Raw genomic sequence first — 23,326 nt, forward strand, 5'->3', positions numbered from 1 at the left:
CGAAGCTCGCGTTTGGCCCTTCGACAAGCTCAGGGCGAGCGGGGTAGGGTTTGGCGCGAAATAACCGCTCGTGCTGAGCTTGTCGAAGCACCTTTCACGCGCAAACGTGACATTTGCGGAAAATTGCGCGAAGGCGCTGCCCCATGAGCTTCAACACCTTCGGCCACGCATTCCGCTTCACCACCTGGGGTGAAAGCCACGGACCCGCGCTCGGCGCGGTCGTCGATGGCTGCCCGCCGGGCCTCGCGCTCGATGAAAGCCTGATCCAACCCTTCCTCGATGCCCGCCGCCCTGGCCAGTCGCGCTTCACCACGCAGCGGCAGGAGCCCGATCAGGTGCGCATCCTCTCGGGCGTGTTCGAGGGCAAGACGACCGGCACGCCGATCAGCCTGATGATCGAGAACGTCGACCAGCGCTCGAAGGACTACGGCGACGTGGCCAAGGCCTATCGCCCCGGCCACGCCGACTATGCCTACGACGCCAAGTACGGCTTTCGCGACTATCGCGGCGGCGGGCGTTCCTCGGCCCGCGAAACCGCCGCGCGCGTGGCGGCAGGGGCCGTCGCACGGCTCGTCATCCCCGAAGTCACCGTCCTCGGCTGGGTCAGCGCGATCGGCGGCGATGCGATCGATCCTGCAAACTTCGACGCGGCCGAGATCAGCCGCAACCCGTTCTTCTGCCCGGACGCCAGGGCCGCCGCGCGCTGGGAAGCTTTGGTGGACAATGCCCGCAAGGCCGGCTCCTCGCTCGGCGCCGTCGTCGAATGCACCGCCACCGGCGTCCCCGCCGGCTGGGGGGCGCCGCTCTACGCCAAGCTCGATGCCGAACTCGCCCACGCGATGATGGGCATCAACGCGGTCAAGGGCGTCGAGATCGGCGACGGGTTCGCCGCCGCCGCCAACACCGGCGAAGGCAATGCCGATCCGATGCGGCCCGGTGAAGAAGCGCCGGAATTCCTCGCCAACCACGCCGGCGGCATCGCGGGCGGGATTTCCACCGGCCAGCCCGTCCACGTCCGCGTCGCCTTCAAGCCGACCTCGTCGATCCTTACGCCGGTGCCCACGATCACGCGCGAAGGCGAGGCGACCGAGCTTTTCACCAAGGGCCGCCACGATCCGTGTGTCGGCATTCGCGGCGTGCCGGTGGTCGAGGCGATGATGGCGCTCGTGCTGGCCGACCAGAAGCTGCTGCACCGCGCGCAGTGTGGGGGCTGACCCCTTGAACGCGTCATCCCCGCCTGCGCGGGAATGACGAGGGGTTTGGGCTGGCGCGCCGCTTGCCTAAACGACCAGCCCCGCTAGTCTCCCGCCCCAAACCAACCGGGGAGCCGAAAACTTGGGCAAGCGCCTGACCCTTTACATCGTGATCGCCATGCTGGCCGGTATCGGCGTGGGCTACGCGCTCAATGCCGCCTACCCCGCGGGCAGCAAGGTCCTCGCCGACACCGCCGACGTGCTCAAGCTGCTGCCCGAGGTGTTCCTCCACCTCATCAAGATGATCCTTGCCCCGCTCATCCTGGCCACGCTGGTCACCGGCATCGCCAGCATGGGCGACAGTTCGGCATTGGGCCGGATCGGCGGGCGGGCGCTCGCGTGGTTCATCACCGCCAGCCTGATCTCGATCAGCCTCGGGCTCGTGCTGGTCAATCTGTTCCAGCCCGGGGTCGGCCTCAACATCACTTCCGCCGCGCCGGTCAGCGATCTCGCCACGGCAGACTTCACGCTGCGCCACTTCGTGCTCGAAGTCTTCCCGACCAGCGCGCTCGATGCGATGGCCAAGAACAACGTCCTGCAGATCCTCGTCTTCTCGGTCTTCGCCGGGGTCGGGCTGTCCGCCATGGGCGAGGAAGGCGCGCCGCTGGTGCGCGGGGCAGAAGCGCTGGCCACGCTGATGCTCACCATCACGGACTACGTGATGCGCTTTGCCCCCTTCGCCGTGTTCGGCGCGCTCGCCTCGGTGATCGCGACGCGCGGGGTGGGCATCCTCGTCACCTACGGCGTGTTCGTCGGCGAGTTCTATCTCGCGCTGCTGCTGCTGTGGCTCATCCTGCTGGGCCTCGGCGGCCTGTTCCTCGGCAAGCGGGTGGTCCTGCTCGCGCGCTATATCCGCGAACCGCTGCTGCTCGCCTTCTCCACCGCGAGCAGCGAAAGCGCGCTGCCCAAGCTGTTCGAGCAGCTCGACCGGTTCGGCGTGCCGCGCCGGATCTCCGGCTTCGTGCTGCCGCTGGGCTACAGCTTCAACCTCGATGGCTCGATGATCTACACCAGCTTCGCCACGGTGTTCATCGCGCAGGCCTACAACATCCCGCTCTCCGCCGGGCAGCAGATTGCCATGCTGCTCGTGCTGATGATCACTTCGAAGGGTATCGCCGGAGTGCCGCGCGCCAGTCTTGTGGTGATCGCGGCGACCCTCACCCAGTTCGGCCTCCCGGTCGAAGGCGTGGCCTTGCTGCTGGGCGTCGACACCTTCCTCGACATGGGCCGCAGCGCGACCAACGTTGTCGGCAACGCGGTGGCGACTTCGGTCATCACCAAGTGGGAAGGCATGCTGCAAGTGCCGATGGACCCCGACGCGCCCGAGGCCATGCCCCCGCACGACACGCCCGAGCATGGCCGCAAGGGGCTGCACCTCGATCCGGAGGCTTGAGGCCTACTTCTTCCCTTCCTTCGCCAGCTTTACCGGCTGGAACATGCCCAGCCCGCACGATCCCAGCGGCCCGGTCGGCCCGCCGCCATTGCGGAACACGGTGATGATATCTACGTTGCACAGCTGCGCGAGCGAAGTCGCATAGGAGAACGACCGCTCGAAGCCGAGGTTGCTGCAACGGTTGGGCAGCGTATTGCGATACCAGGTATCGCCGCCCGTGCGGAAATCGATGGTCCAGTCGTCGCGCACCCGGCTTTCCCGGATCGAGGTGATCGGAATGCAGGTCACTGCCTTGCCGGTCGGCGTCGCGGCCGGGATATCGGCGGCATGACCGGCAGCGGCCCACTTCGCACCCGAGCCGGGCGCGCAGGCGCCGAGCGACAGGGCAGCAGCGGACATCGTCAGGACGGCGGCGATCCTCAGGGCCTTTGGCTTCAAAGCACTCACGGCTTTTTCTCCTTGCTCGCCCGCTTCTCTCTCCCCTGAGTCGCGGGTTTCGCCCCCTTCTCCAGAATCTTCCCCTTGTAGCCGCAAAGGTCAACCACCTCGCAGCGCCAGCACTCCGGCGCCCTAGCCTTGCACACATAGCGCCCGTGCAGGATCATCCAGTGGTGCGAGCCGACGCGGAAGGGCTGCGGCACTTTCTTCTCGAGGCCCTTCTCGACTGCCAGCGGCGTTTTGCCCTTGGCAATGCCGGTGCGGTTGCTCACGCGGAAGATATGCGTGTCGACCGCAAAGGTCTCCGCCCCGAACGCGCAGTTGAGCACGACATTGGCCGTCTTGCGCCCCACCCCCGGCAGCGCGGTGAGCAAGTCGCGGTCCGCGGGGACTTCCCCGCCATGCTCGCGCACGAGGATCTCGGCCATGGCCATCACGTTCTTGGCCTTGCTGTTGAACAGCCCGATCGTCTTGATGTGCTGCTTGAGGCCTTCCTCGCCGAGGTCGAGCATGTCCTGCGGCGTCTTCACCTTGGCGAACAGCGCCCGCGTCGCCTTGTTGACGCCGACGTCGGTCGCCTGCGCCGACAGCGTCACCGCCACCAGCAGCTGATAGACATTGCCGTATTCGAGCTCGGTCTCCGGCGAGGGATTGGCCTCCGCCAGCCGCCGGAAGAACTCGAAGATCGCTTGCCTGTTCACAGACCTAGAACCTCGGGCATGCTGTAGCGCCCCGGCTCCTTGCCCAGCAGCCACAGCGCCGCCCGCACCGCTCCCTTCGCAAAGATCGCGCGGTTCTCGGCAAGATGCGAAAGCGCAATCCGCTCGTTGTCGGCAAGGAAATGGACGGTGTGATCCCCTGCCACAGTGCCGCCGCGCAGGGCGGAAAAGCCGATGGTGCCCCGCTTCCGCGCCCCGGTCACCCCATCGCGCCCCGACACCCGTTCCTCCGCCAGCCGCACGCCCCGGCCCGCAGCCGCCGCCTCGCCCAGCAGCAGCGCGGTGCCCGAAGGCGCATCGACTTTCATGCGGTGGTGCGTCTCGACGATCTCGATGTCCCAGTCCTCGCCCAGCCGCGAGGCGGCCTCGCGCACCAGATGCGCGAGCAGCGTAACGCCGAGCGAGGTATTGCCCGTCTGCAGAACCGGAATGCTCACCGCCGCCGCATCGACCAACCAGTGGTGCCGCTCCTCAAGACCCGTCGTGCCGACCACCACGGGTATGCCCGCATGGATCGCCGCATCGAGATTATACTCCAGCGCCGCCGGGGCGGAAAAATCGACCAGCACGTCGGATGCCTTGGCCAGCGCCAGCGGATCACCGCCCTGATCGATCCCGCCCGAGACGTCGTGTCCCGCCGCCGTGATCGCCTCGCTTAGCGCCTGACCCATCCGCCCGGCGCTGCCGATAATGCCCACTCTAGTCATTGATCACCTCGTGTCCGGCGTGCTTCATGGCCGCGATGAGCACATACCGCAACATCGTCATCCTGACAGGCGCCGGCGTCTCCGCCGAAAGCGGGATCGATACCTTCCGCTCGGCTGGGGGCCTGTGGGAACAGCACCGCGTCGAGGACGTCGCCACCCCCGAAGGCTTCGCCCGCGATCCGAACCTCGTGCTGCGCTTCTACGACATGCGCCGCGCCGCGATCCAGACCAAGGAGCCCAATGCCGCACATGTGGCTCTCGGCAAGCTAGAGCGCGAATGGCCGAAGCGCGTGCCCGGCGGCAGCGTCACGCTCGTCACCCAGAACGTCGACGACCTTCACGAACGCGGCGGATCGCTCTCGGTCATCCACATGCATGGCGAACATCTCACCGTCTGGTGCACGAACTGCGACAGCCGCCACCGCTGGACCGGCCCGCTGATCGACCGCCCGCCCTGCCCCGCCTGCAGCGCACCCTATCTGCGGCCCGATGTCGTGTGGTTCGGCGAAGTCCCTTACCGGATGGACGAGATCTTCGCGGCGCTCTCCGAAGCAGACCTCTTCGTCTCGATCGGCACCTCCGGCGCGGTCTATCCCGCTGCCGGTTTCGTGCGCACCGCGCGCGAGATCGGCGCCGAAACGCTCGAGCTCAATCTCGAGCGCTCGCAAGGCTCGCAATGGTTCCACGAAACCCGCCTCGGCCCCGCCAGCGAGATCGTCCCGGCTTGGGTGGAGGAACTGCTAGGCCACTGACCCGCAGGCGCGGCACTCCGGGTCCTTGGCAATCCGCATCGTGCGCAGCGCCGGCTTCAGCCCATCGAGCACATGGACCTGCCCCCACTGCGGATCGCCCAAGGTCGAAACGCCCTCCAGCAGGACCCGCATCGCCGCCATCGCGCCAAACGCGCCCACCATGCCGACCATCGCGCCCAGCACGCCGGTATCGGCGCAGGTATCGCAATCCTCGGCATCGAAGGCGTCACCGACAAAGCAGCGGTAGCAGGCATGGCCCTCGCGGTGCCCGGCAAAGCTCGCCACCTGGCCCTGGAACCGCCCCAGCGCCGCACTCGTCAGCGGAATCCCCGCCGCGACGCAGGCATCCGAAACCGCCAGCCGCGTCGCGAAGTTGTCGCTGCCATCGAGCACGACATCCGCTCCCGCGATCAGGTCCGCCGCATTGCCGCGCGTCAGGCGCAGCACATGCGCCGTGCCCTGCAGCGCCGGGTCGAACGCACGCAGCCAATTCGCCGCAGCCTCCGCCTTGGGCCGACCGATGTCGTCCGTGCCGAAAATCGTCTGCCGCTGGAGGTTGGAAGCCTCGACCACATCGTCGTCGATCAGCGTCAGCCGCCCGATCCCGGCCCCCGCCAGATACTGCAAGGCGGGACTACCGATACCGCCCATGCCGATCAGCAGGACATGGCTCTGCACCAGTTTCGCCTGCCCCGCGCCGCCCACTTCGGGGAGGACGATATGGCGGGCGAAGCGGTCGAGACGATCGGGAGTCATGGGAGGGGAGTTAGGGAGGAAGGAAGAGAAATGCGAGGGCTATTGCCCTCGCGCTCCCGGGAATTGGTGCAGTATCCATAGATAGCGCACTATCCGCGAAGCGGCTTCATCCTCCGGCTTCGCCGGGGTGCGCTACGCAGCCGCCTGGCACCGATGACGGGGTGCGCGAGGGGTATGCCCCTCGCATCCACCCCTTCTTCCTCAGTCCTCCAGCTGCCGCAGCAGCGTCCGCACATCGCCGTCCATATCGGCATCGCGCGTGCGCAGTTCCTCGATCAGGCGCACAGCGTGGATCACGGTCGAGTGATCGCGCCCGCCGAACTTGCGGCCGATCTCGGGGTACGAACGGGGGGTCAGCACCTTGGCAAGGTACATCGCCACCTGCCGAGGCCGGACGACCGCGCGGGCGCGGCGTTTGCTTGCCATTTCGGTGCGGTCGACGCGGTAGAACTGGCAGACCATGCGCTGGATCTCGTCGATCGTGATCCGGCGGCGGTTGGCGGAGAGGATGTCGGTGAGCTGTTCCTCGGCCAGTTGCAGCGAGACCGGCTGACCGGTCAGCTGGGCATAGGCGATCAGCTTGTTGAGCCCGCCGACAAGCTCACGCACGTTGCGATTGATGGTACGCGCGAGGAACTCGATCACGTCCGCCGGGACTTGCGTGCTGGTGAAGCGCGCAAGGCGGTGTTCAAGGATCTTGCGGCGAAGGTCGATGTCCGCCGGCTGGATATCCGCGACAAGGCCCATCGAGAGGCGCGATAGCAGGCGCTGTTCCACACCGTCGAGCGCTTGCGGCGCGCGGTCGGCGGCGACGACGAGGCGCTTGCCCGCGCTCATCAGCGCGTCGATCGTGTGGAGGAATTCCTCCTGCGTCGAAGCCTTGCCGATGATGAACTGGATGTCGTCGACGAGCAGCAGGTCGAACCCGCGCAGCCGCGCCTTGAATTCCAGCATCTCGTTCGAGCGCATGGCCTGCACGAACTCGATCATGAAGCGCTCGGCCGAGCAGTAGAAGATACGCGCGCCCGGGCGGGCGGCGGCATAGGCATGGCCGATGGCATGGAGCAAGTGCGTCTTGCCCTGGCCCGTCGCGCCCTTGAGGTAGAGCGGCGAGAACTGCGGCGTCTCCAGCGCGGCCATGCGCTGCGCGGCATTGACCGCGAGCACGTTCGCCGAACCGGAAACGAATTCCGCGAAGGTCAGCGAGGGGTCGAGCCCGGTCACTGCCGCATCGGCGCTGAGCGGCACGGCCGGCTGGCGCGCCGCAGTGGGCAGAGGACCGGTATCGTTCGCAGGCATGCCGCCCATGCGCAGCTCGGGCATGGCGCGGCGGCGCGGATGCACGGTGATGCGCACCTGGCGCACTTCCGAACGCGCGATCTTCCACGCCAGCGAGAGCCGGTCGGCAAAGCGGTCGGCCACCCAGTTGGCGGAGAACTCGGTCGGCAGGAACAAGTCCAGCGTGCCGGTTTCCTTGCAGAACGTGCCGACCTGAATCGGCTTGATCCACTGGCTGTGCAGCTGCGGGCCAAGATCCTTCTTGAGGCCTTGGCTGATATCGGCCCAATCTGCGGCGAGATCGAGCGCTTCCTGGTCCTCGATCATCGCGCTGTCCCGTCCTCGTCTGCCCGGCGCGGCGTCAGCCGTCTGGGCCGCGGCGCCCCGTCCGCCGCTGCCATAGTCATCCATCTTCACGCTTCGCTGCCCTCACCCAGAAAGCCTGCTTCAGCACCCCCTGCCGCAGGCAAAAATCTACCCTCGCCGGGAAAGCACCCCTGCTCCCGGCCATGAAACTTGCGATTGTCGTGACCCCGGATAGGCTACAGACCTGCTGAGGCAGGGCCCGCGTCGCACCGGGAGAAACATGTCTATTGGCGATCACGAGGGATTCGCAAGCACCGAACCGCAAAAAAACTGAAATAAAGAATCTTGACTGCCTAAACGTGGCGGAAATCAATCAAGGTGCTGAATTTGTTGGATTTTGCTTCAGACTGCCCGCGAATCGGCAGAAAACTGCGACTCATGCGTGACAGAGCCGAGGTCAAAGATGACGGCGCGGCTTGTAACGGGGGTGAAACAAAACGCGGCCGGTGTCGGGGACACCAGCCGCGTTCCGTGTTTGTACGTAGTGCAGGCCCTTCAAGGCCTTACCCGAAGCGAATCAGAGCGAGGCGACTCGCTTCGACAGGCGCGACATCTTGCGCGCCACGGTGTTCTTGTGGAGCACACCGCGCGCCACGCCGCGCGCCAGCTCGGGCTGAGCGGCATGCAGCGCTTCGGCAGCCGCCGCCTTGTCACCACCGGCGATCGCCGCTTCGACCTTCTTCACGAAGGTACGGATGCGGGAGAGGCGGTTGCCGTTGATCTCGGCACGGTTGGCATTGCGACGGATGCGCTTACGGGCTTGCGGCGTATTGGCCATGACTGTCCTGTTTCAAGAGCCGGAACCGCATGATACGCGGGCGGCGAATAAACCTGAGGGCCCGGCAAAGTCCTGTCAGACTCTGTCGGAAAGCGCGCCCCTTAGCTAGGGCATGCCGAATCGTCAACCGATGAGTGGTGAGCGCACTCACCTCAGCCGCGTGAACTTCACCGGCAACCCGTCGCGCGGCTTGGGGATCGGCCAGGGCTGCCACGCTGGCGCGTAGCCCGGTTCGACTTCGACCCGATAGCGCGTGAGGATGTGGTGCACCAGCAACTTGGTCTGCATCGTCGCGAAATGAAGGCCGAGGCACATATGCGCCCCGCCGCCGTACGGGATCCACGCATACTTGTGCCGCGCTGCCACGGCCTCGGGCGTGAAGCGCATGGGATCGAACCGCTCGGGCTCGGGCCAGAGCGCCGGATCGGCGTGGACCGCCGAGGCGCTGACATCGACATCGGTGCCGGCGGGAATGCGAAAGCCCCGGAAGGTGAAGTCCTTCAGCGCGCGGCGCGGCGTGGAAGGCACCGGCGGCATGATCCGCAGGGCTTCCTTCATCGCCATCTCGGTCAGTTCCAGCTTGCCCAGCGCATCGAACGCCAGCGGCACGCCGTCGCCCCCCGCCGCCGCGCGGGCTTCGGCGCGCAGCTTGTCCTGCCAGTCCTGATTCTTCGCGAGGTGCCAGATCAGCGTGGTGAACGAACTCGTGATCGTGTCGTGCGCGGCCATCATCAGGAAGATCATGTGATCGACCACGACGTCCTCGGGCAGCAAGTCGCCGTCTCCGTCCTCCCGCCGCGCCAACGCGAATTGGCTGAACATGTCCTGCCCGGGATTGGCGCGCCGCTCGCGCAGGAGCCCGGTGAAGTACTCCACCATCAGCTTGCGCCCGGCATAGCCCCGGCCCATCGCGGTGAACGGCAGCGGCCGCCGGATCGGCGCGACGGCGGCCTGCACCATGTCGACAAAGGCCTTGTTGAGCGTATCCGCTTCCGGCCCGAACGGCAGACCGAGGAAACTGGTCGCCGCGGTCTGCAAGGTGAGCGCCTTGATCGCCGGATAGAACTTGCGCTCCCCTTCGCCCCAGGCTTCCACGCCCGCCGCGATATCGGCATTGAGCAGGTCGCAGTAATGCCGCATCGGCTCGGGCTTGAACGCGATAGACAGCGCCTTGCGGTCCGCCCGGTGCGCGGCGAAGTCCATCAGCATCAGCCCGCGCGGGAACAGCAGGTTGAGCACCGGGCCCCAGCCCTGCTCGGAACTGAAGATCTTGTCGCGGTCGAACAGCACGAGCTCGTTCGCATCGGGCCCGATCAGCACGACCTGCCGCCGCCCGAAGCCGCGCGTGCGATAGACGTCGCCATGCTTTGCGCGCATCCGTTTCCCAAAGCCGATGGGGTCGGCGAGGAGCATGAACGTGGTGCCGACCAGCGGCCAGCCGTCCTCGCCGGGGATCGAATCAAGCTCGCGCTCGTCCTTAAGGCGGATCCAGTGCGGATTGCCGCGTTCGGACTGCGCGTCATGCGGACGAATGGACCGCGATTGCGGTGCTGCGAGGCTTGCCACGGCTCTGCTCCTGCGAGTGCGATTAACCGGGCGGTTAATGACACACTTGTCAGTTAAGTCAAATCCAGCCGGCAAGTTCCCGGCGCACCAAAGCTTCGAGCATGTCCATGCCGGTCTCGGTGGCGTTGAGGCAGGTCAGCGCCGCGAAATGCGTGCCGCCCGCCGCCTCGAAGTCCTCGCGGCCCCGGATGCCCAGTTCCTCGATGGTTTCGAGGCAATCGGACGAGAATCCGGGTGCGGCGACGACCATGCGGCGAATGCCGTTGGTGGCCTGCACCTTGATCACGTCATCCGTCGCGGGCTCCAGCCACTTGGCGCGGCCGAAGCGCGACTGGAAGCTGGTGGCGAGCTTCAGCTCCGGGTGCGACGTGGCAAATGCCTCGCCCAGCAGGCGCGCGGTCTTCTGGCAGTGGCAGTGATAGGGATCGCCAAGGCGCAATGTCCGCTCGGGCATGCCGTGGAAGCTCAGCACCAGCAGTTCCGGCGCAAAATCGAGCGCTGCGATCTGGGCGGAGAGACTCTGGTGCAACGCGGTGATCATCAACGGATCGTCGAAATAGGGCGGCAGGGTGCGCAGTGCCGGAAGGCGGCGGCGATCCTTGATCCAGTCTGCCACGGCATCAAGCGCACTTGCGGTCGTCGCACCCGAGTACTGCGGATAAAGCGGCGCCACGAGAATGCGCTCACAGCCGTCGGCGAGGAGCTTGTCGAGCTCTGCCGCCATCGCCGGCTTCTGATAGCGCATCGCGTGGCGGACGATCGCGGCCTCGCCCAGCCGGGCCTGCAGCGCGCGCGCCTGCGCGGCGGTGTGGAAGGCAAGCGGCGATCCCTCGTCGGTCCAGACCTGGCTATAGGCGTGGGCGGATTTGCGGGGCCGGGTGCGCAGCACGAGCCCGCGCAGGATCGGCTGCCAGAAGATCTGCGGGATCTCCACGACGCGGCGGTCGGAGAGGAACTCGGCAAGATAGCGGCGCACCGCGCCTTCATCGGGCGCGTCGGGCGTGCCGAGGTTGACCAGCAGCACTCCGATCTTGCCGGTCAGAATCCGGGGATGGTCGGCAGGTTGGTCCATGGCGCTGATCAGAGGCCTTCAGAAAGCAGGGGGAGACGGCGAAAGCGCAGTCCTGTGGCAGAAAACAGCGCGTTGGCAATGGCAGGCGCGACAGCTGTGGTCGCCAGCTCGCCGGGATCGAACGGTTGCTCGTCCGACTCGGCAAACGCAATATCAACCTTGGGGCAATCGGCAAGCAGCGGCAGGCCCAATTGTGCAAGGCGGCCCGCCGTGGGCAGACCAGCAGCATAGGCCGTGCTGCCGCCGATGGCTTGCGCGAGCGCGAACAGCATCCCGCCTTCGACCTGCTGGCGCGCGATGTCGACATTCACGATGCGGCCGATGTCGAGCAGCGCGGTCAACTGGTCGACCCGGATCGCGCCTTCCTCCTGCCGCGCCGTCGCCACCACGGCAATGAAGCCGCTGCGGGGGCCCTCGGGCGCGGCGAGGTCCATGCGGTGGCAGGCGATGCCCTGCCCGGACGCATCCGCCCCGCCGCCCCACATCGCCATGCGCGCCGCCCCGACAAGGCAGGCAGCAAGGCGCGGCTGTCCGGTGAGCATGCCGATGCGGTAGGAAAGCGGCTCGGCCCCGCCGAAATGCGCGCACTCGTCTATGAAGCTCTCGGTGAAGAACGCGCTGTAGGCATGCGCATTGCCGCGATAGCGCGCCGTGGGCAGCGGCAGATAGACGGGCACGTGGTCCACCGCGCGTTCGGGGATCGCATAGAGCGGCATTGCCCCTTCGCAGGCGAGCGGATCGGCGCGATCCTTGGCGGCCGCCTGCGCGTCCATGGCGTCCGCACCATCCAGCAGCCGCGCGCCGGCCTCGATAGCCGTGGCAGGCAGCGCCATGCGCGTGCGCAAGCCGAGCAGCTGGCGCTTGTCCGGGCCGATCGAGGCGGAGAGCAGTGCGGAGACCGGCGTGCGAGGGTAGCCTGCCAGCGCCTCCTCCCAACGGCTCCACATCAGTTGCACCGGGCGGCCCAGCGCCTTGGCGATCTCCACCGCCTCGACCGCGATCCGCGCATCGAGCCGCGCATCGAAGCTGCCGCCAGCGTGCATCGGATAGACCACCACGTTGCGCCGCGAGACGCCCGCCGCCCTGGCCGCCTGCCGCCGCACCAGTTCGGGTGCCTGTGTCGCAAGCCACAACTCGAGCTTGCCCCCGCTGAGCCGCGCGGTCGCGGTCGCGGTTTCCAGCGGGGCATGGAGCGCGGGCTCGATATCATAACGCGCGGTGAGGCTGGGCTTGGCGAGCAGCGGGTCAGGATCGCCTTCCGCCATCAAGCGGGTTGCCGCGCCCTTGCGCAGCGCGGTGTCGATCCGCGCATCGAGCGCGGACGAATCCGCGATCCGCCCCGCCGCATGGAAGCGCGGCTCCATCGCCAGCACCGCCTTGTGTGCGGCATGCCAGGTCTTCGCAGCCGCCGCGACCCAGCGCTTCGACTGGACAACGCCGACCAAGCCGGGAACTGCCTCCGCCGCCTTGCGGTCGAAGCTGGAAAGCACGGTATCGCCCTGCGGTCCGTGGACAATCGCGGCGTGAACCATGCCCGGAACGCGCACATCGCCCGCATAGACGAAGCTGCCATCGGCCTTGGCGGGCAAGTCGAGCCGAGGGTAGCGCGGCCTTGCGCCCTCGGGAAACTGGCCGGGGCGCTCCCTCGGCGGTTCGGCGCGCAGGGCGGGTGGCTCCGGCGGATCGTACGTCACTGCCTCCGGGATGAGCGCGGCGAATGCGAGGCGCTGCTTGCCGTTCACCACGTAATGCCCGGCGGTATCGAGCGTTTCCCAGCCGACATTCCACTGCGCCGCCGCCGCCTGCATCAACATCGCCCGCAGGCCCGCCGCCGCCGCACGCAAGGGCGCCTCGAACGCGGCGAGCGCGGTCCCTTCGGCGGTGATCATCATCGGCTCGCGCTCGGCATGGGTGCGGGCGAGCCAGTCGTCGGGCGTATCGGCCAGCGCGGGCAGGAAGCGCGGCTGCCAGCGCGACTGCCACAGCGGCGCCCAGCGCGCGGCGAGCACCGGATCGCCGTAGATCGGGCTCGGCGGCGTCGGCTCCACCCCGACGCGCTTCCAGTCCGCGCCGAGTTCGACCGCGACGACCTGTGCCAGCAGCGTCGAGATGCCCTGCCCCATCTCGCACACCGGGACGGCGACACTGATCGCGCCATCCTTGGCGAGGCGGATGAAGCTGTCGAACACATGTTCGTCCGGTCCGGCGACGAGCGCGCTGGCATAGCGGCGCGGCGAGAGCGCGAAAGCGACGAGCAGCGCACCCGCGCCCCCCGCGCCGATCAGCAGCCCGCGCCGGGTCAGCCTCATCCCTTCTGCGCGTCCAGCCAGTCGAGCACGCGCTGGGCAATGCCGGCAAAGATCGCCGCTTCGGGGCCGTTCCCGGCGGCAGGCGGCTCACCCGCATCGCTCGACTGGCGGATTGCGAGATTGAGCGGCACGCGGCCGAGGAAGGGCAGACCCATCGTCTTGGCTGCGGCTTCCGCGCCGCCCTGGCCGAACGGATCGCTGCTTTCGCCGCAATGCGGGCAGACGTAGCCCGACATGTTCTCGACCATGCCGATCAGCGGCACGTCGCCCTGCTCGAACAGGCGGATCGCGCGCGCGGCATCCATCAGCGCAAGGTCCTGCGGGGTCGAGACGATCACCGCGCCCGCCGGCTTGTGCTTCTGGAGCATGGTCAGCTGCACGTCGCCCGTGCCCGGCGGCAAGTCGACGACGAGGATCTCGGCATCGCCCCAATGCGCATCGATCAGCTGGCCGAGCGCATTGCCCGCCATCGGCCCGCGCCACGCGATCGCCTGCCCGGGCTGCACGAGGTGGCCCATCGAGAGCATCGGCACGCCCCACGGGCTTTGCACCGGGTGGATCTTCTGGTTCTCCGCCTCGGGCTTGCGGCCTTCGGTCGCCAGCAGGCGCGGCTGCGAGGGGCCGTAGATATCGGCATCGACCAGCCCGACCTTGCGGCCCAGCTTCGCCATCGCGACGGCGAGGTTGGCGGACAGCGTCGACTTGCCGACGCCGCCCTTGCCCGATCCCACCGCGACAATCCGCCGCGTGACTTTCTCGGCCGTCATCCCCACGCGCACTTCGGCGGCGCCGGCAGCGCGCGCCGCTTCCTTCACCTTGGCCTCAAGCGCATCGCGGCCAGCGCGGTCCAGCCCGCTCACTTCGAGGATGATCGAGGCCGTCTCGCCATCCGCCTTCACCGTCTGCATGCGCGCGCCTGCGGCCATGCGGACGGCCTGTTCCAACGCTGTCTGATCGAGGCTCAATGCCGCTGTCCCGTTCTTGCCCTGTCGGTCGTCCCCTAGAGTCTTTTCCACTCTCGTGGAAGGCGGCACCTGCCCGCTGTGCTTCCGTGGAACGGACGCACATTTCAACCGGCGAATTTTCCCAGTGAGACACTGTTTTTAACCGCAGAGCGTACCTATAGTCCCCTCCATGATTTCTTTCGGTGGACGAATGTCGCGGATCGGTCTGGCCATGGCCGGCAAGAAGAGCCCCTGGGGCGCTGGTGATACGGGGAGCGGAGAGCCTTCAGGCGAACCGGCGGGCGACGGCGGCGATTCCGCGCCCGACAGCACCCCGCCGCCTCCACGCGGCAATGGCCCGCGCAATCCGTGGCTGCCGCCCTCCTCGGGCGACGGGCGCCGCGGGCAGACCCTCGAAGACCTGTTCAAGCGCCGCGCCGGTGGCGGGGGCGGCGGCAATGGCCCCGGCTTCCGCTTGCCCCAGCGCCCCGGTGGCGGCTCGTGGGTGCCGGTTGCGATCGGTCTTGTCGTGCTGCTCTGGCTTGGCGCGACGATGGTCCACCGCGTGTCACCGCAGGAAAAGGGCATCGTCAGCACATTCGGTGCCTATAGCCATACCATCGATTCGGGCGTCTCGCTGACATTGCCCTGGCCGATCCAGTCCGTGACGGTGGAAGACGTCACCTCGATCCGCCGCGATTCCATCCCCGAAGGCGATGGCGAGCGACTGATGCTCACGGGCGACCAGAACCTCGTCGACCTCACCTATCTTGTCCGCTGGAACATCAAGGACCTCAAGCTCTACACCTTCCAGCTCGCGCAGCCGGCGGAGACCGTGAAGGAAGTGGCAGAGGCCGCGATGCGCCAGTCGATTGCCGAAGTGACGCTGAACGACGCGATGGGTTCGGGCCGCGCCGCGATCGAGGCCAATGTGCGCGAGCGGATGCAGCGCGTGCTCGACGCCTATCGCTCGGGCGTGAAGATCCAGGGTGTCGAGATCAAGAAGACCGACCCGCCGGCCAAGGTCGTCGATGCCTTCAAGGAAGTGCTCGCCGCCCAGCAGGACGCGCAGAGCGATATCAACCGCGCCGAAGCCTATGCGCAGCAGATCACCCAGCGCGCGCAGGGTGAGGCGACCGCGTTCGACAAGGTCTACGAGCAGTACAAGCTCGCCCCCGAAGTGACTCGGCGGCGCATGTATTACGACACGATGGAGCGCGTGCTGAGCAAGACCGACAAGGTGATCGTCGAAACGCCGGGGGTCATGTCCTACCTGCCGCTGCCGGGGATCAGGCAGACACCCCCGCCGGCCGATACGACCGTGAACGGGGCCAATGGTGGGGAGCGCCGCTGAGATGGAACAGACCCTGATCCGCCTGTGGCAGGAACAGAAGGCCGCGCTGATTGCGGTCGTCGTCGCCCTCGTCGTGCTGGTGAGCTGCGTCACCGTGGTCGGCGAGCAGGAGCAGGCGGTGATCGTCCGGCTGGGCGAGCCCAACCGCGTCGTCAACCGCTTCCGCCCCAATGCCGATTTCGGCCAGACGGGCGCGGGCATCGTTCTGCGCATCCCCTTCATCGAGCAGGTTGTCCGCATCGACAAGCGCGTGCTCGATGTGCAGATGGACCGCCAGCAGGTGACTTCGGCAGACCAGCGCCGCCTCGAAGTCGATGCCTACGCGCGCTTCCGCGTGATCGATCCGGTCAAGATGTACGAGACCGCCGGGACCGTGGACAAGGTGGCCGAACAGCTCCAGCCGATCCTCAACTCGGTGCTGCGTCAGGAACTGGGCAAGCGCACCTTCGGCTCGCTGCTGACGGCGGACCGCGGGCAGGCGATGGTCAACATCCGCAAGGGGCTCGACAAGGAAGCGCGCGAATATGGCGCGCAAGTGATCGACGTGCGGATCAAGCGGGCGGACCTGCCCGACGGTGCACCGCTCGATTCCGCGTTTACCCGCATGGCCACCGCGCGCCAGCAGGAAGCCGCGACAATCCGCGCCGAGGGCCAGAAGAACGCGCAGATCATCCAGGCGACGGCGGAAGCAACTGCCGCCAAGGTCTATGCGGAGAGCTTCGGCAAGGACCCGGAGTTCTACGACTTCTACCGCGCGATGAAGAGCTACGACTATACCTTCTCGCAGAAGGACAACAGCACCTCGATCGTGCTGTCGCCCGACAACGCTTATCTGCGCCAGTTCAAGGGCGGGAAGTAACCGCACCGGACGCTGGCCGAATATGTTATTCAATCCCGGTTCAGGCGCCGCCATGTGAAAGCTGGGCACGCGGAATCGGGACGGGGACCTGATGCGCGGGCTCCCGCGCACCGCCGCTGAAATGAAGAGGAATTGCCACGTGCGATACGCTTATGGAGTGACTACGGCGCTGCTCCTCGCCGGTAGCGCGCTGACCCTGACGACGGGCTTCCCGGCGGGAGCCCAGGTGGCGCAGAACGAGCCTACCCAGATGCAATCGGTCGTCCCGCGCGGCGGCGCCCCGGCCAGCTTTGCCGACCTTACCCAGCAGCTCCAGCCGGCGGTGGTCAACATCTCGACCCGCCAGCGCGTGAAGGTGCAGAACAACAATCCCTTCGCCGGAACGCCTTTCGGCGACCTGTTCGGCGGCGGTCAGGGCGGCCAGCCGCAGACGCGCGAGGCGCAGTCGCTGGGTTCGGGCTTCCTCGTCTCGGCCGACGGCTATGTCGTGACCAACAATCACGTGATCACCGCCGAAGGGCAGGGCGAGATCGAATCGATCACCGTCACCATGACCGACGGTACCGACTATCCCGCCAAGCTCGTCGGCCGCGATGCCGCCTCGGACCTCGCGGTGCTCAAGATCACCGGACCCAAGCCCTTCCCGTTCGTGAAGTTCGGCGATTCGCGCCACGCCCGCGTGGGTGACTGGATCATCGCCATCGGCAATCCGTTCGGCCTCGGCGGCACGGTGACCAGCGGGATCATCTCGGCGGTCTATCGCAACACCGGCTCGGGCTCGGCCTATGACCGCTACCTGCAGACCGACGCGTCGATCAACCGGGGCAACTCGGGCGGCCCGATGTTCGACATGCAGGGCAACGTGATCGGCATAAACAACGCGATCTTCTCGCCCACCGGCGGCAGCGTCGGCATCGGCTTCGCTATCCCCGCCGAGATCGCCGCCCCCATCGTCGAGAAACTGCGCACCGGTCAGGCGATCGAGCGCGGCTACCTCGGCGTGCGCATCCAGCAGCTGTCCGACGATCTCGCCGCCAGCCTCGGGCTTGCCAAGAACCGCGGCGAGTTCATCCAGTCGGTCGAGCCCGGGCAGGGCGCCGCCAAGGCCGGGATGCAGCCGGGCGACGTGGTCGTGCGCGTCGACGGCAAGGACGTGACGCCGGACCAGACGCTGTCGTTCATCGTCGCCAACACCACGCCCGGCAAGCGCATCCCGATCGATCTTATCCGCAACGGCCAGCGCCTCACGGTGCAAGCCATCGTCGGCAAGCGGCCGAGCGAGGAAGAGCTTGCCCAGCAGACCTTCGATCCCGATGCCCAGCAGGGCGGCGACGACGACGGCTTCGGCGGCAAGGCCAAGCCGAGCAAGCCCGCCGGTCCGGTCGTCCAGCAGGCGCTCGGCATCGCGGCGATCCCGCTGACGCCGCAGATCGCCCGCCAGCTCGGCGCGAGCGAGGACACCAAGGGCGTGGTCATCACCGCTGTCGACGATTCGGCGGACGCGGCGGCCAAGGGCCTCCAGCGCGGCGACATCGTGCTGTCTGCCAACTACAAGCCGGTGGCCAGTGCCGCCGACCTCGAAGCGATCGTGCGGCAGGCCAAGGCCGAGAACCGCGAGGCGGTACTGCTGCGCATCCAGCGTCGCGGCCAGCCGGCGCTCTATCTGCCGATCCGCATCCGCTGATCGTTCTGCAAGATCAGGAAAGGGGCTGGCGGACGCGGGTTCGCCAGCCCTTTTCGTTTGTGCTCAGCCGGTCGGCCATTGCGACAGGATCGTCGCCGCATCGAAATAGTCGCGCCAGTAGGTGATCTTGCCGTCCTGCACTTCGAAGACGCCGGTCACCGGCAGCTCGACCCATTTTTCTGCCAGCCGGTGCCGGTCAAGCCGTTCGAGTATCACTGTAGAACCGGCAGCGAGTTCACGCAGGATAACGAACTGGTTCTCCAGCGTCGGCGCAAAGAACGGTTCCAACACCGCCCGGATCCCGGCGGGGCCGGAGACGGTGCCGATCGGCGGCGGGTTCGTGTACTCGCAGGTATCCGCCGCATATTGCAGCGCTGTGTCGTAATCGAGCGGCTCCATCGCCTTCATGAAGGCCTTGACGGTTTCGAGTGGGGTCATCGGTCCTCTCCCTGTGTCCTGCGCGCCGCAGGAGGGAGAATGGACCGGCTCCCGAATGCTGCCAATTACCTCAGGCGTTATTGCGGCAAGTAAATCGCCGGTTCCGCAGGCAGGGGAAGCGCCCGGAACAGCGCCTCGCTCTCGGCATCGGCGGGGAACAGCGTCTCGATCCGGAGCTCGTCTGTGGTGACGTCCTGCGCGGTGCCGAACGTGGCGATCACTGCGAAGAGCGCGATGCGCTGATCGCCCAGCGCCAGCTTGAAGGGAGCGACCGGCAGCAGGGCGCTGTCCAGCGCCGACCACAGGATCTCGGGCCCCTGGAACGGCGCGAGCTCGTCGAGCACCGCCTGCATGTCCGCCCCGCCCAGCTCATGCGCCTCGCGCGTCGCGCGTTGCCAGAGCAGCGGGCCGACTGCAGGCCAGTTCGTGATCAGCGGGCGAATGCCCTGCGGGTGAAAGAACAGGCGCATCATGTTGCGCTCGCCGCCGCTGTCGGGTCCGCTCACGCGCTCCCAGATATCGGCGCCGAGCATGGCGGTCAGCGCCTCGAACGGCCGGTTGGCGATCAGCACGTTCCACGCCCGGTCGAGCGCCAGCGCGGGATAGGGCTCGTGCGCCGAAAGCATCATCTGCACCGCGCCCATGACCTGCGCCATCTGCGGATCATCAAGCGTGCGCGTGCGGTAGAGCGGCGCGAACCCCGCCGCCGTCAGCCACAAGTTGCGCTCGCGCAGCGGGACTTCGAGCGCCTCGCTCAGCTGCAGGATCATCGCGCGGCTGGGATTGGCCCGCGCGGATTCAAGAAAGCTGATGTGGCGCTGCGAAACGCCCGAGGTCAGCGCAAGGTCCAGCTGAGACCAGCGTCGCTTCTGCCGCCATTCGCGCAGGAGGCGCGGGAATCCGTCGGTGTGCATGTCCATGGCTGGAATGTCGCAGGCAGAAGCCGGTGCATCAATAACCTGTGAGGTAATTGATCGGCCGCAGCCATCTCTGCCACCAAGCCAACCAACAACGAGGAGAGCACCTGCATGAGCCCCTTCTGGCAAGCCTGGTTTCAGTTCTGGCTGGTTTCGATGGTCCTGTTCGCACTGGTTGTCGCAGGCGGCGCTCTGCCCGCGACAGACGCACCGCTGCGCATCGGCATGGCGCTCACCAGCATGGGACCGCCCGCCGACCTCACGCCTGCCGGCCGGTTCATGATCGGCATCCTCGGCGGCGTGTTTCTCGGCTGGATGGTGATGTTCGGGCTGGTCATGCGTCAGGCGATCGCGATGGGGCGCGCAGGCCAACCGCTGTGGCGCGCCGCCACCATCGGCATGCTGGCGTGGTATGCGCTCGACAGCGCGCTGTCCGTCGCGACCGGCTTCGGGCTCAACCTCGTGCCCAACACACTGGCGCTGGGTATGTTCCTCGTCGGCATCGCGGGGAGCAAGGTGCTCGCCCGCGACGCCTGACGGGGATCAGTTCGGCTTTGGCGTGGCCGCAGGCTTCGGCCGGGGCCGCGCCGGATCAGACTGCCTGCCGGTGGCGCGATTGAGGAAATCGTCGCCCGCTGCCGGAGGACCGTCCGGCACGGCAACGCCCTGCTCGCCGCCCGGCACGACCGCATCCCCGGATGGCGCCCGGTTCTGCGCGCCCGGTTCGATGATATTGCCATCGGGATCGGCAAAGAAATAGCCATCCGGATTGGCCTGCATCACCTCGTCATCGGGTTCCAGCTGCCACAGCGGCAGCTTGAGATCGGTGTCGAACTTCTCGGGCGGGCGCTTGGCGGTGGCGATCTTCATATAGGCGGCGAAAGCGCGCGCCGGTGCGGTGCCGCCCTGCAGGCCGGGCACCGGATGCGCATCATCGCGGCCCATCCACACACCGGTGGTGATCCCGCTCGAGAAGCCGAGGAACCAGCCGTCCTTGTTCGAACTGGTCGTGCCGGTCTTGCCAGCGACCGGCCGTCCGATCTGGGCGGCGCGCCCGGTGCCGATGCTCACGGCGGATTGCAGGAGGTCGGTGATCCCGGCCGCGACGAAGTTCGGCACCAGCTGCTGGGCCGGATCGGGCCGGTGGCTGTAGAGCACTTCGCCTTCGGTGGAGGTGATCTTGCGGATACCATAGGGCGTCACCGCCGTGCCCTTGGCCTGCACCGCCGCAAACGCGCGCACCATGTCGATCACGCGCACGTCGGATGTTCCAAGCACCATCGAAGGCAGCGTATTGATCGGCGTGGTAATGCCGAAACGACGCGCCATCTGCGCGACCGCAGCGAATGTCACTTCGTTGCCGAGCTGCGCCGCCACGGTGTTCTTCGAATAGGCAAAGGCGCTGCGCACATCGATTTCGCCAGCGTAGGTCCCGCCCGAATTGCGCGGGCTCCAGCCGTCGATGGTGACGGGTTCGTCCTTGACCTTGGCGTCCGGCGTGTACCCCGCTTCAAGCGCGGCGAGATAGACGAACAGCTTCCACGCCGACCCCGGCTGGCGCACCGCATTGACCGCGCGGTTGTAGTTCGAGGTGACGTAGTCGGTGCCGCCGACCATTGCGAGCACGGCCCCGTCGCGGTCGAGGCTGACCAGCGCCCCTTGCGCGCCCTTGGGCACATTGGCCTGGATCGCGTCGGTCGCGGCGCGCTGCGCGTTGGGATCGAGCGTGGTCCACACCTCGATCGGCTGGTCGTTGTCGGGCAGCAGCAGATCGAGCTGCGGCAGCACCCAGTCGGTAAAATAGCGCGCCGAGTTCTGGCCCTGCTCGTCGGCCAGCTTGACCGTCTTGAAGTCGGTCGCGGCGGCTTCGGCGGGGGTGATTTTCCCGGCTTCCTGCATAGTCTGGACGACGACCTTGGCGCGGTCGACCGCTGCCGCGGCGTCGGCGGTTGGCGAATAGTGCGACGGCGCCTTGACGAGGCCAGCGATGATCGCGGCTTCGGCAAGGCTCAGCTGCTCTCCCGAATGCCCGAAGAACTTGCGCGCGGCGGAATCGACGCCGTAGGCGCCGCCGCCGAAATAGACCTTGTTGAGATAGAGCTCGAGCACCTGGTCCTTGGTGAACTTCTGCTCGATCGCCATCGCCAGCAGCGCCTCGCGGATCTTGCGATCGAAGGTGCGGCTGTTGTTGAGGAAGATGTTGCGCGCCAGCTGCTGCGTGATCGTCGAGCCGCCCTGCTTCCAGTGCCCGGTCTGGATGCGCACCATCACCGAGCGGACGATGCCGATGGGATCGACGCCCCAGTGATCGCGGAAGCGCCGGTCCTCGACCGAGATCATCGCGTCCTTGAGCGTCTGCGGAATGCGTTCGTAGGGCACCCAGCGGCCATAGCTCGGCCCCAGGGTGACGATCTCGGACCCGTCGCTGGCGCGGACCACGATGGTCTGCCCGGTCTGGGTTGATTTCATCCGCTCATAGCTCGGCAGCGAGCGCTCGGTCACGAACACCGCCACGGCCAGCGAGATGGCAGCGAGCAGGAACACTGCCCCGCCCCATACAGCAAGGCGGCGCAGCCAGCGGGCGATGAACGAAGGTTCCTGCGGATCGCGTTGCCGCCGCGAGGACGAACGCTCCGAACCGGAACGGTTGGGGAAATCCCGTCTGGCCATCAGCTTTGCATCAGCTCCCTCATGCGGCGCGCGCGGTTCCCCTGCCGGGCGCGCCTCTTCGCGGCGCCTGATGCATAGGCGATTCCGAACACAGGGTTAACCCGCGCGATACGAATGCATCGGGGACAAACCTCAGGCCGGCTTTGTCGTCAGTCTTCCGGCGTGAACTCGAGCGCGGCGCTGTTCATGCAATAGCGCAGGCCGGTCGGCCCGGGGCCATCGGGGAAGACGTGGCCGAGGTGCCCATCACAGCGCGCGCAGCGCACTTCGGTGCGGATCATGCCGTGGCTGGTATCACGGTGCTCGTCGACTGCGTCAGGCTCGACCGGCGCGGTGAAGCTAGGCCAGCCGGAGCCGCTGTCATACTTGGTCGCGCTTTCGAACAGCGGCGCGCCGCAGCCGGCGCAGTGGTACTGCCCGGTCAGCTTGTTCTTCTCGTACTTGCCGGTGAACGCCCGCTCGGTGCCGCCCTGGCGCAGGACCTGGTATTGCTCGGGCGAGAGCCGCGCGCGCCATTCGGCATCGGTCAGGTTCATCTTGTCGGGCATGGGGATATCCTCTGGATCGGGTTCGGCCGCAGCCGCGAATATGGGAAAGCCTCATGCGCCCTGCAAGCGGGCCTCAGTGCAGATGTTCGACGAGCAGCACCGTGCCATCGGCGCCCGTCACGCGCATCCGCGTGCCCGGCTGCGCATCGGGCCCGCGCGCGAGCCATTCGGTATCGCCGTGGCGCACTCGCCCGTTGCCGCCTTCGATCACATGAGTCACGACCACGCTCTGGCCGACGATCTGACCCCCGCGATCATTGAGCATCGGATCGGCGCTCTGCACCGGATGGCGCTGCACCCAGCGCCGCGCCGCCGCCAGCGCCAAGGCGCAGAGCACGACGAACAGCATGATCTCGGCCTCGAGCCCGATCGGCACGGTGGCGGCGACCAGCCCCGTCAGCAACGCGGCGGCGGCGAGCCAGATCAGGAAATAGCCCGGCGCGACGATCTCGGCGATGGCGAGCGCCACGCCCAGCGCCATCCAGCCCCAATGAAGCCCGAAAAGCTGCATCACTTCGGCCATGG

Annotated in this window: 22 protein-coding genes; 7 read left to right on the top strand and 15 right to left on the bottom strand. The window is 67.2% G+C overall.

Annotation, left to right across the window (positions count from 1 at the left end; translation table 11 throughout):
• Positions 1 to 143 precede the first annotated feature (143 nt).
• Positions 144 to 1,214: a chorismate synthase gene (aroC, locus tag NDB2M1_RS12965; protein WP_072382899.1), complete on the top strand. Its 1,071-nt coding sequence runs from the start codon at positions 144 to 146 to the stop codon at positions 1,212 to 1,214.
• 121 nt (positions 1,215 to 1,335) lie between these two features.
• On the top strand, positions 1,336 to 2,646 hold the full coding sequence (locus tag NDB2M1_RS12970; protein WP_072382900.1) for a dicarboxylate/amino acid:cation symporter: 1,311 nt from the start codon (positions 1,336 to 1,338) through the stop codon (positions 2,644 to 2,646).
• Between the two features lie 3 nt (positions 2,647 to 2,649).
• Here NDB2M1_RS12970 and NDB2M1_RS12975 read toward each other — a convergent pair whose 3' ends face one another.
• The 3 genes from NDB2M1_RS12975 to dapB are packed head-to-tail and all read right to left on the bottom strand — an operon-like array spanning position 2,650 to position 4,510.
• A complete protein-coding gene (locus NDB2M1_RS12975) occupies positions 2,650 to 3,093 on the bottom strand; it encodes a hypothetical protein (RefSeq protein ID WP_253185875.1) in 444 nt (147 codons plus the stop codon).
• Entirely contained in the window at positions 3,090 to 3,785 is a 696-nt protein-coding gene (gene nth / locus NDB2M1_RS12980; protein WP_072382904.1) for an endonuclease III, read from the bottom strand. Before nth ends, NDB2M1_RS12975 begins: the two co-directional genes overlap by 4 nt.
• On the bottom strand, positions 3,782 to 4,510 hold the full coding sequence (gene dapB, locus NDB2M1_RS12985) for a 4-hydroxy-tetrahydrodipicolinate reductase (RefSeq protein ID WP_072382906.1): 729 nt from the start codon (positions 4,508 to 4,510) through the stop codon (positions 3,782 to 3,784). The genes nth and dapB overlap by 4 nt, the downstream gene beginning before the upstream one ends.
• Before the next feature lie 35 nt (positions 4,511 to 4,545).
• Between dapB and NDB2M1_RS12990 the strand changes: the two genes are divergently transcribed.
• Positions 4,546 to 5,262: an NAD-dependent deacylase gene (locus NDB2M1_RS12990; RefSeq protein WP_072383228.1), complete on the top strand. Its 717-nt coding sequence runs from the start codon at positions 4,546 to 4,548 to the stop codon at positions 5,260 to 5,262.
• Here NDB2M1_RS12990 and NDB2M1_RS12995 read toward each other — a convergent pair.
• The 7 genes from NDB2M1_RS12995 to NDB2M1_RS13025 all read right to left on the bottom strand — a co-directional run bounded on the left by NDB2M1_RS12995 (position 5,251) and on the right by NDB2M1_RS13025 (position 14,154).
• Complete coding sequence (locus tag NDB2M1_RS12995) at positions 5,251 to 6,018, bottom strand: HesA/MoeB/ThiF family protein (protein ID WP_072382908.1); 768 nt, start codon at positions 6,016 to 6,018, stop codon at positions 5,251 to 5,253. The genes NDB2M1_RS12990 and NDB2M1_RS12995 overlap by 12 nt on opposite strands.
• A 201-nt stretch (positions 6,019 to 6,219) precedes the next feature.
• Positions 6,220 to 7,623, bottom strand: coding sequence for a chromosomal replication initiator protein DnaA (gene dnaA / locus NDB2M1_RS13000; protein WP_171955398.1), 1,404 nt, complete (start codon positions 7,621 to 7,623; stop codon positions 6,220 to 6,222).
• 556 nt (positions 7,624 to 8,179) lie between these two features.
• Complete coding sequence (rpsT, locus tag NDB2M1_RS13005) at positions 8,180 to 8,440, bottom strand: 30S ribosomal protein S20 (protein WP_054123826.1); 261 nt, start codon at positions 8,438 to 8,440, stop codon at positions 8,180 to 8,182.
• 147 nt (positions 8,441 to 8,587) lie between these two features.
• Positions 8,588 to 10,006, bottom strand: a complete 1,419-nt coding sequence (locus NDB2M1_RS13010) for a cytochrome P450 (RefSeq protein WP_072382913.1) — start codon at positions 10,004 to 10,006, stop codon at positions 8,588 to 8,590.
• Positions 10,007 to 10,064: 58 nt separating this feature from the next.
• Positions 10,065 to 11,078, bottom strand: coding sequence for a ferrochelatase (gene hemH, locus NDB2M1_RS13015; protein WP_072382915.1), 1,014 nt, complete (start codon positions 11,076 to 11,078; stop codon positions 10,065 to 10,067).
• 8 nt (positions 11,079 to 11,086) lie between these two features.
• Positions 11,087 to 13,387: a xanthine dehydrogenase family protein molybdopterin-binding subunit gene (locus NDB2M1_RS13020; protein ID WP_072382917.1), complete on the bottom strand. Its 2,301-nt coding sequence runs from the start codon at positions 13,385 to 13,387 to the stop codon at positions 11,087 to 11,089.
• Entirely contained in the window at positions 13,384 to 14,154 is a 771-nt protein-coding gene (locus tag NDB2M1_RS13025; RefSeq protein ID WP_231625051.1) for an Mrp/NBP35 family ATP-binding protein, read from the bottom strand. Before NDB2M1_RS13025 ends, NDB2M1_RS13020 begins: the two co-directional genes overlap by 4 nt.
• A 388-nt stretch (positions 14,155 to 14,542) precedes the next feature.
• Between NDB2M1_RS13025 and hflK the strand changes: the two genes are divergently transcribed.
• The 3 genes from hflK to NDB2M1_RS13040 all read left to right on the top strand — a co-directional run bounded on the left by hflK (position 14,543) and on the right by NDB2M1_RS13040 (position 18,228).
• A complete protein-coding gene (gene hflK, locus NDB2M1_RS13030; protein WP_253185876.1) occupies positions 14,543 to 15,685 on the top strand; it encodes an FtsH protease activity modulator HflK in 1,143 nt (380 codons plus the stop codon).
• A gap of 1 nt (position 15,686) precedes the next feature.
• On the top strand, positions 15,687 to 16,544 hold the full coding sequence (gene hflC / locus NDB2M1_RS13035) for a protease modulator HflC (RefSeq protein ID WP_054122740.1): 858 nt from the start codon (positions 15,687 to 15,689) through the stop codon (positions 16,542 to 16,544).
• Positions 16,545 to 16,665: 121 nt separating this feature from the next.
• Positions 16,666 to 18,228: a Do family serine endopeptidase gene (locus NDB2M1_RS13040; RefSeq protein ID WP_171955399.1), complete on the top strand. Its 1,563-nt coding sequence runs from the start codon at positions 16,666 to 16,668 to the stop codon at positions 18,226 to 18,228.
• Between the two features lie 63 nt (positions 18,229 to 18,291).
• Here the strand turns inward: NDB2M1_RS13040 and NDB2M1_RS13045 are convergent, their stop codons facing one another.
• Both NDB2M1_RS13045 and NDB2M1_RS13050 read right to left on the bottom strand, forming a co-directional pair.
• Positions 18,292 to 18,666, bottom strand: a complete 375-nt coding sequence (locus NDB2M1_RS13045) for a limonene-1,2-epoxide hydrolase family protein (protein WP_054122741.1) — start codon at positions 18,664 to 18,666, stop codon at positions 18,292 to 18,294.
• 77 nt (positions 18,667 to 18,743) lie between these two features.
• On the bottom strand, positions 18,744 to 19,586 hold the full coding sequence (locus NDB2M1_RS13050) for a helix-turn-helix domain-containing protein (protein ID WP_054122742.1): 843 nt from the start codon (positions 19,584 to 19,586) through the stop codon (positions 18,744 to 18,746).
• A 108-nt stretch (positions 19,587 to 19,694) separates the two neighbouring features.
• On the opposite strand from NDB2M1_RS13050, the gene NDB2M1_RS13055 reads away from it, so the two are divergent.
• Positions 19,695 to 20,120, top strand: a complete 426-nt coding sequence (locus NDB2M1_RS13055) for a hypothetical protein (RefSeq protein WP_072382919.1) — start codon at positions 19,695 to 19,697, stop codon at positions 20,118 to 20,120.
• 6 nt (positions 20,121 to 20,126) lie between these two features.
• Here the strand turns inward: NDB2M1_RS13055 and NDB2M1_RS13060 are convergent, their stop codons facing one another.
• The 3 genes from NDB2M1_RS13060 to NDB2M1_RS13070 all read right to left on the bottom strand — a co-directional run bounded on the left by NDB2M1_RS13060 (position 20,127) and on the right by NDB2M1_RS13070 (position 23,324).
• The gene (locus NDB2M1_RS13060) at positions 20,127 to 22,253 is read right to left on the bottom strand and encodes a transglycosylase domain-containing protein (RefSeq protein ID WP_072382920.1); all 2,127 of its coding nucleotides are present in this window, start codon (positions 22,251 to 22,253) and stop codon (positions 20,127 to 20,129) included.
• A gap of 149 nt (positions 22,254 to 22,402) precedes the next feature.
• Positions 22,403 to 22,801 (bottom strand): peptide-methionine (R)-S-oxide reductase MsrB, encoded by a 399-nt coding sequence (gene msrB / locus NDB2M1_RS13065; protein ID WP_072382922.1) that lies wholly within the window; start codon positions 22,799 to 22,801, stop codon positions 22,403 to 22,405.
• 73 nt (positions 22,802 to 22,874) lie between these two features.
• Positions 22,875 to 23,324 carry an NfeD family protein gene (locus tag NDB2M1_RS13070; protein WP_072382924.1) on the bottom strand — a complete coding sequence of 150 codons (450 nt, stop codon included), beginning with the start codon at positions 23,322 to 23,324 and terminating at the stop codon, positions 22,875 to 22,877.
• Positions 23,325 to 23,326: the final 2 nt, after the last annotated feature.

Origin of the sequence: Novosphingobium sp. NDB2Meth1, from assembly GCF_900117425.1 — a bacterium.
Lineage (GTDB): Bacteria > Pseudomonadota > Alphaproteobacteria > Sphingomonadales > Sphingomonadaceae > Novosphingobium.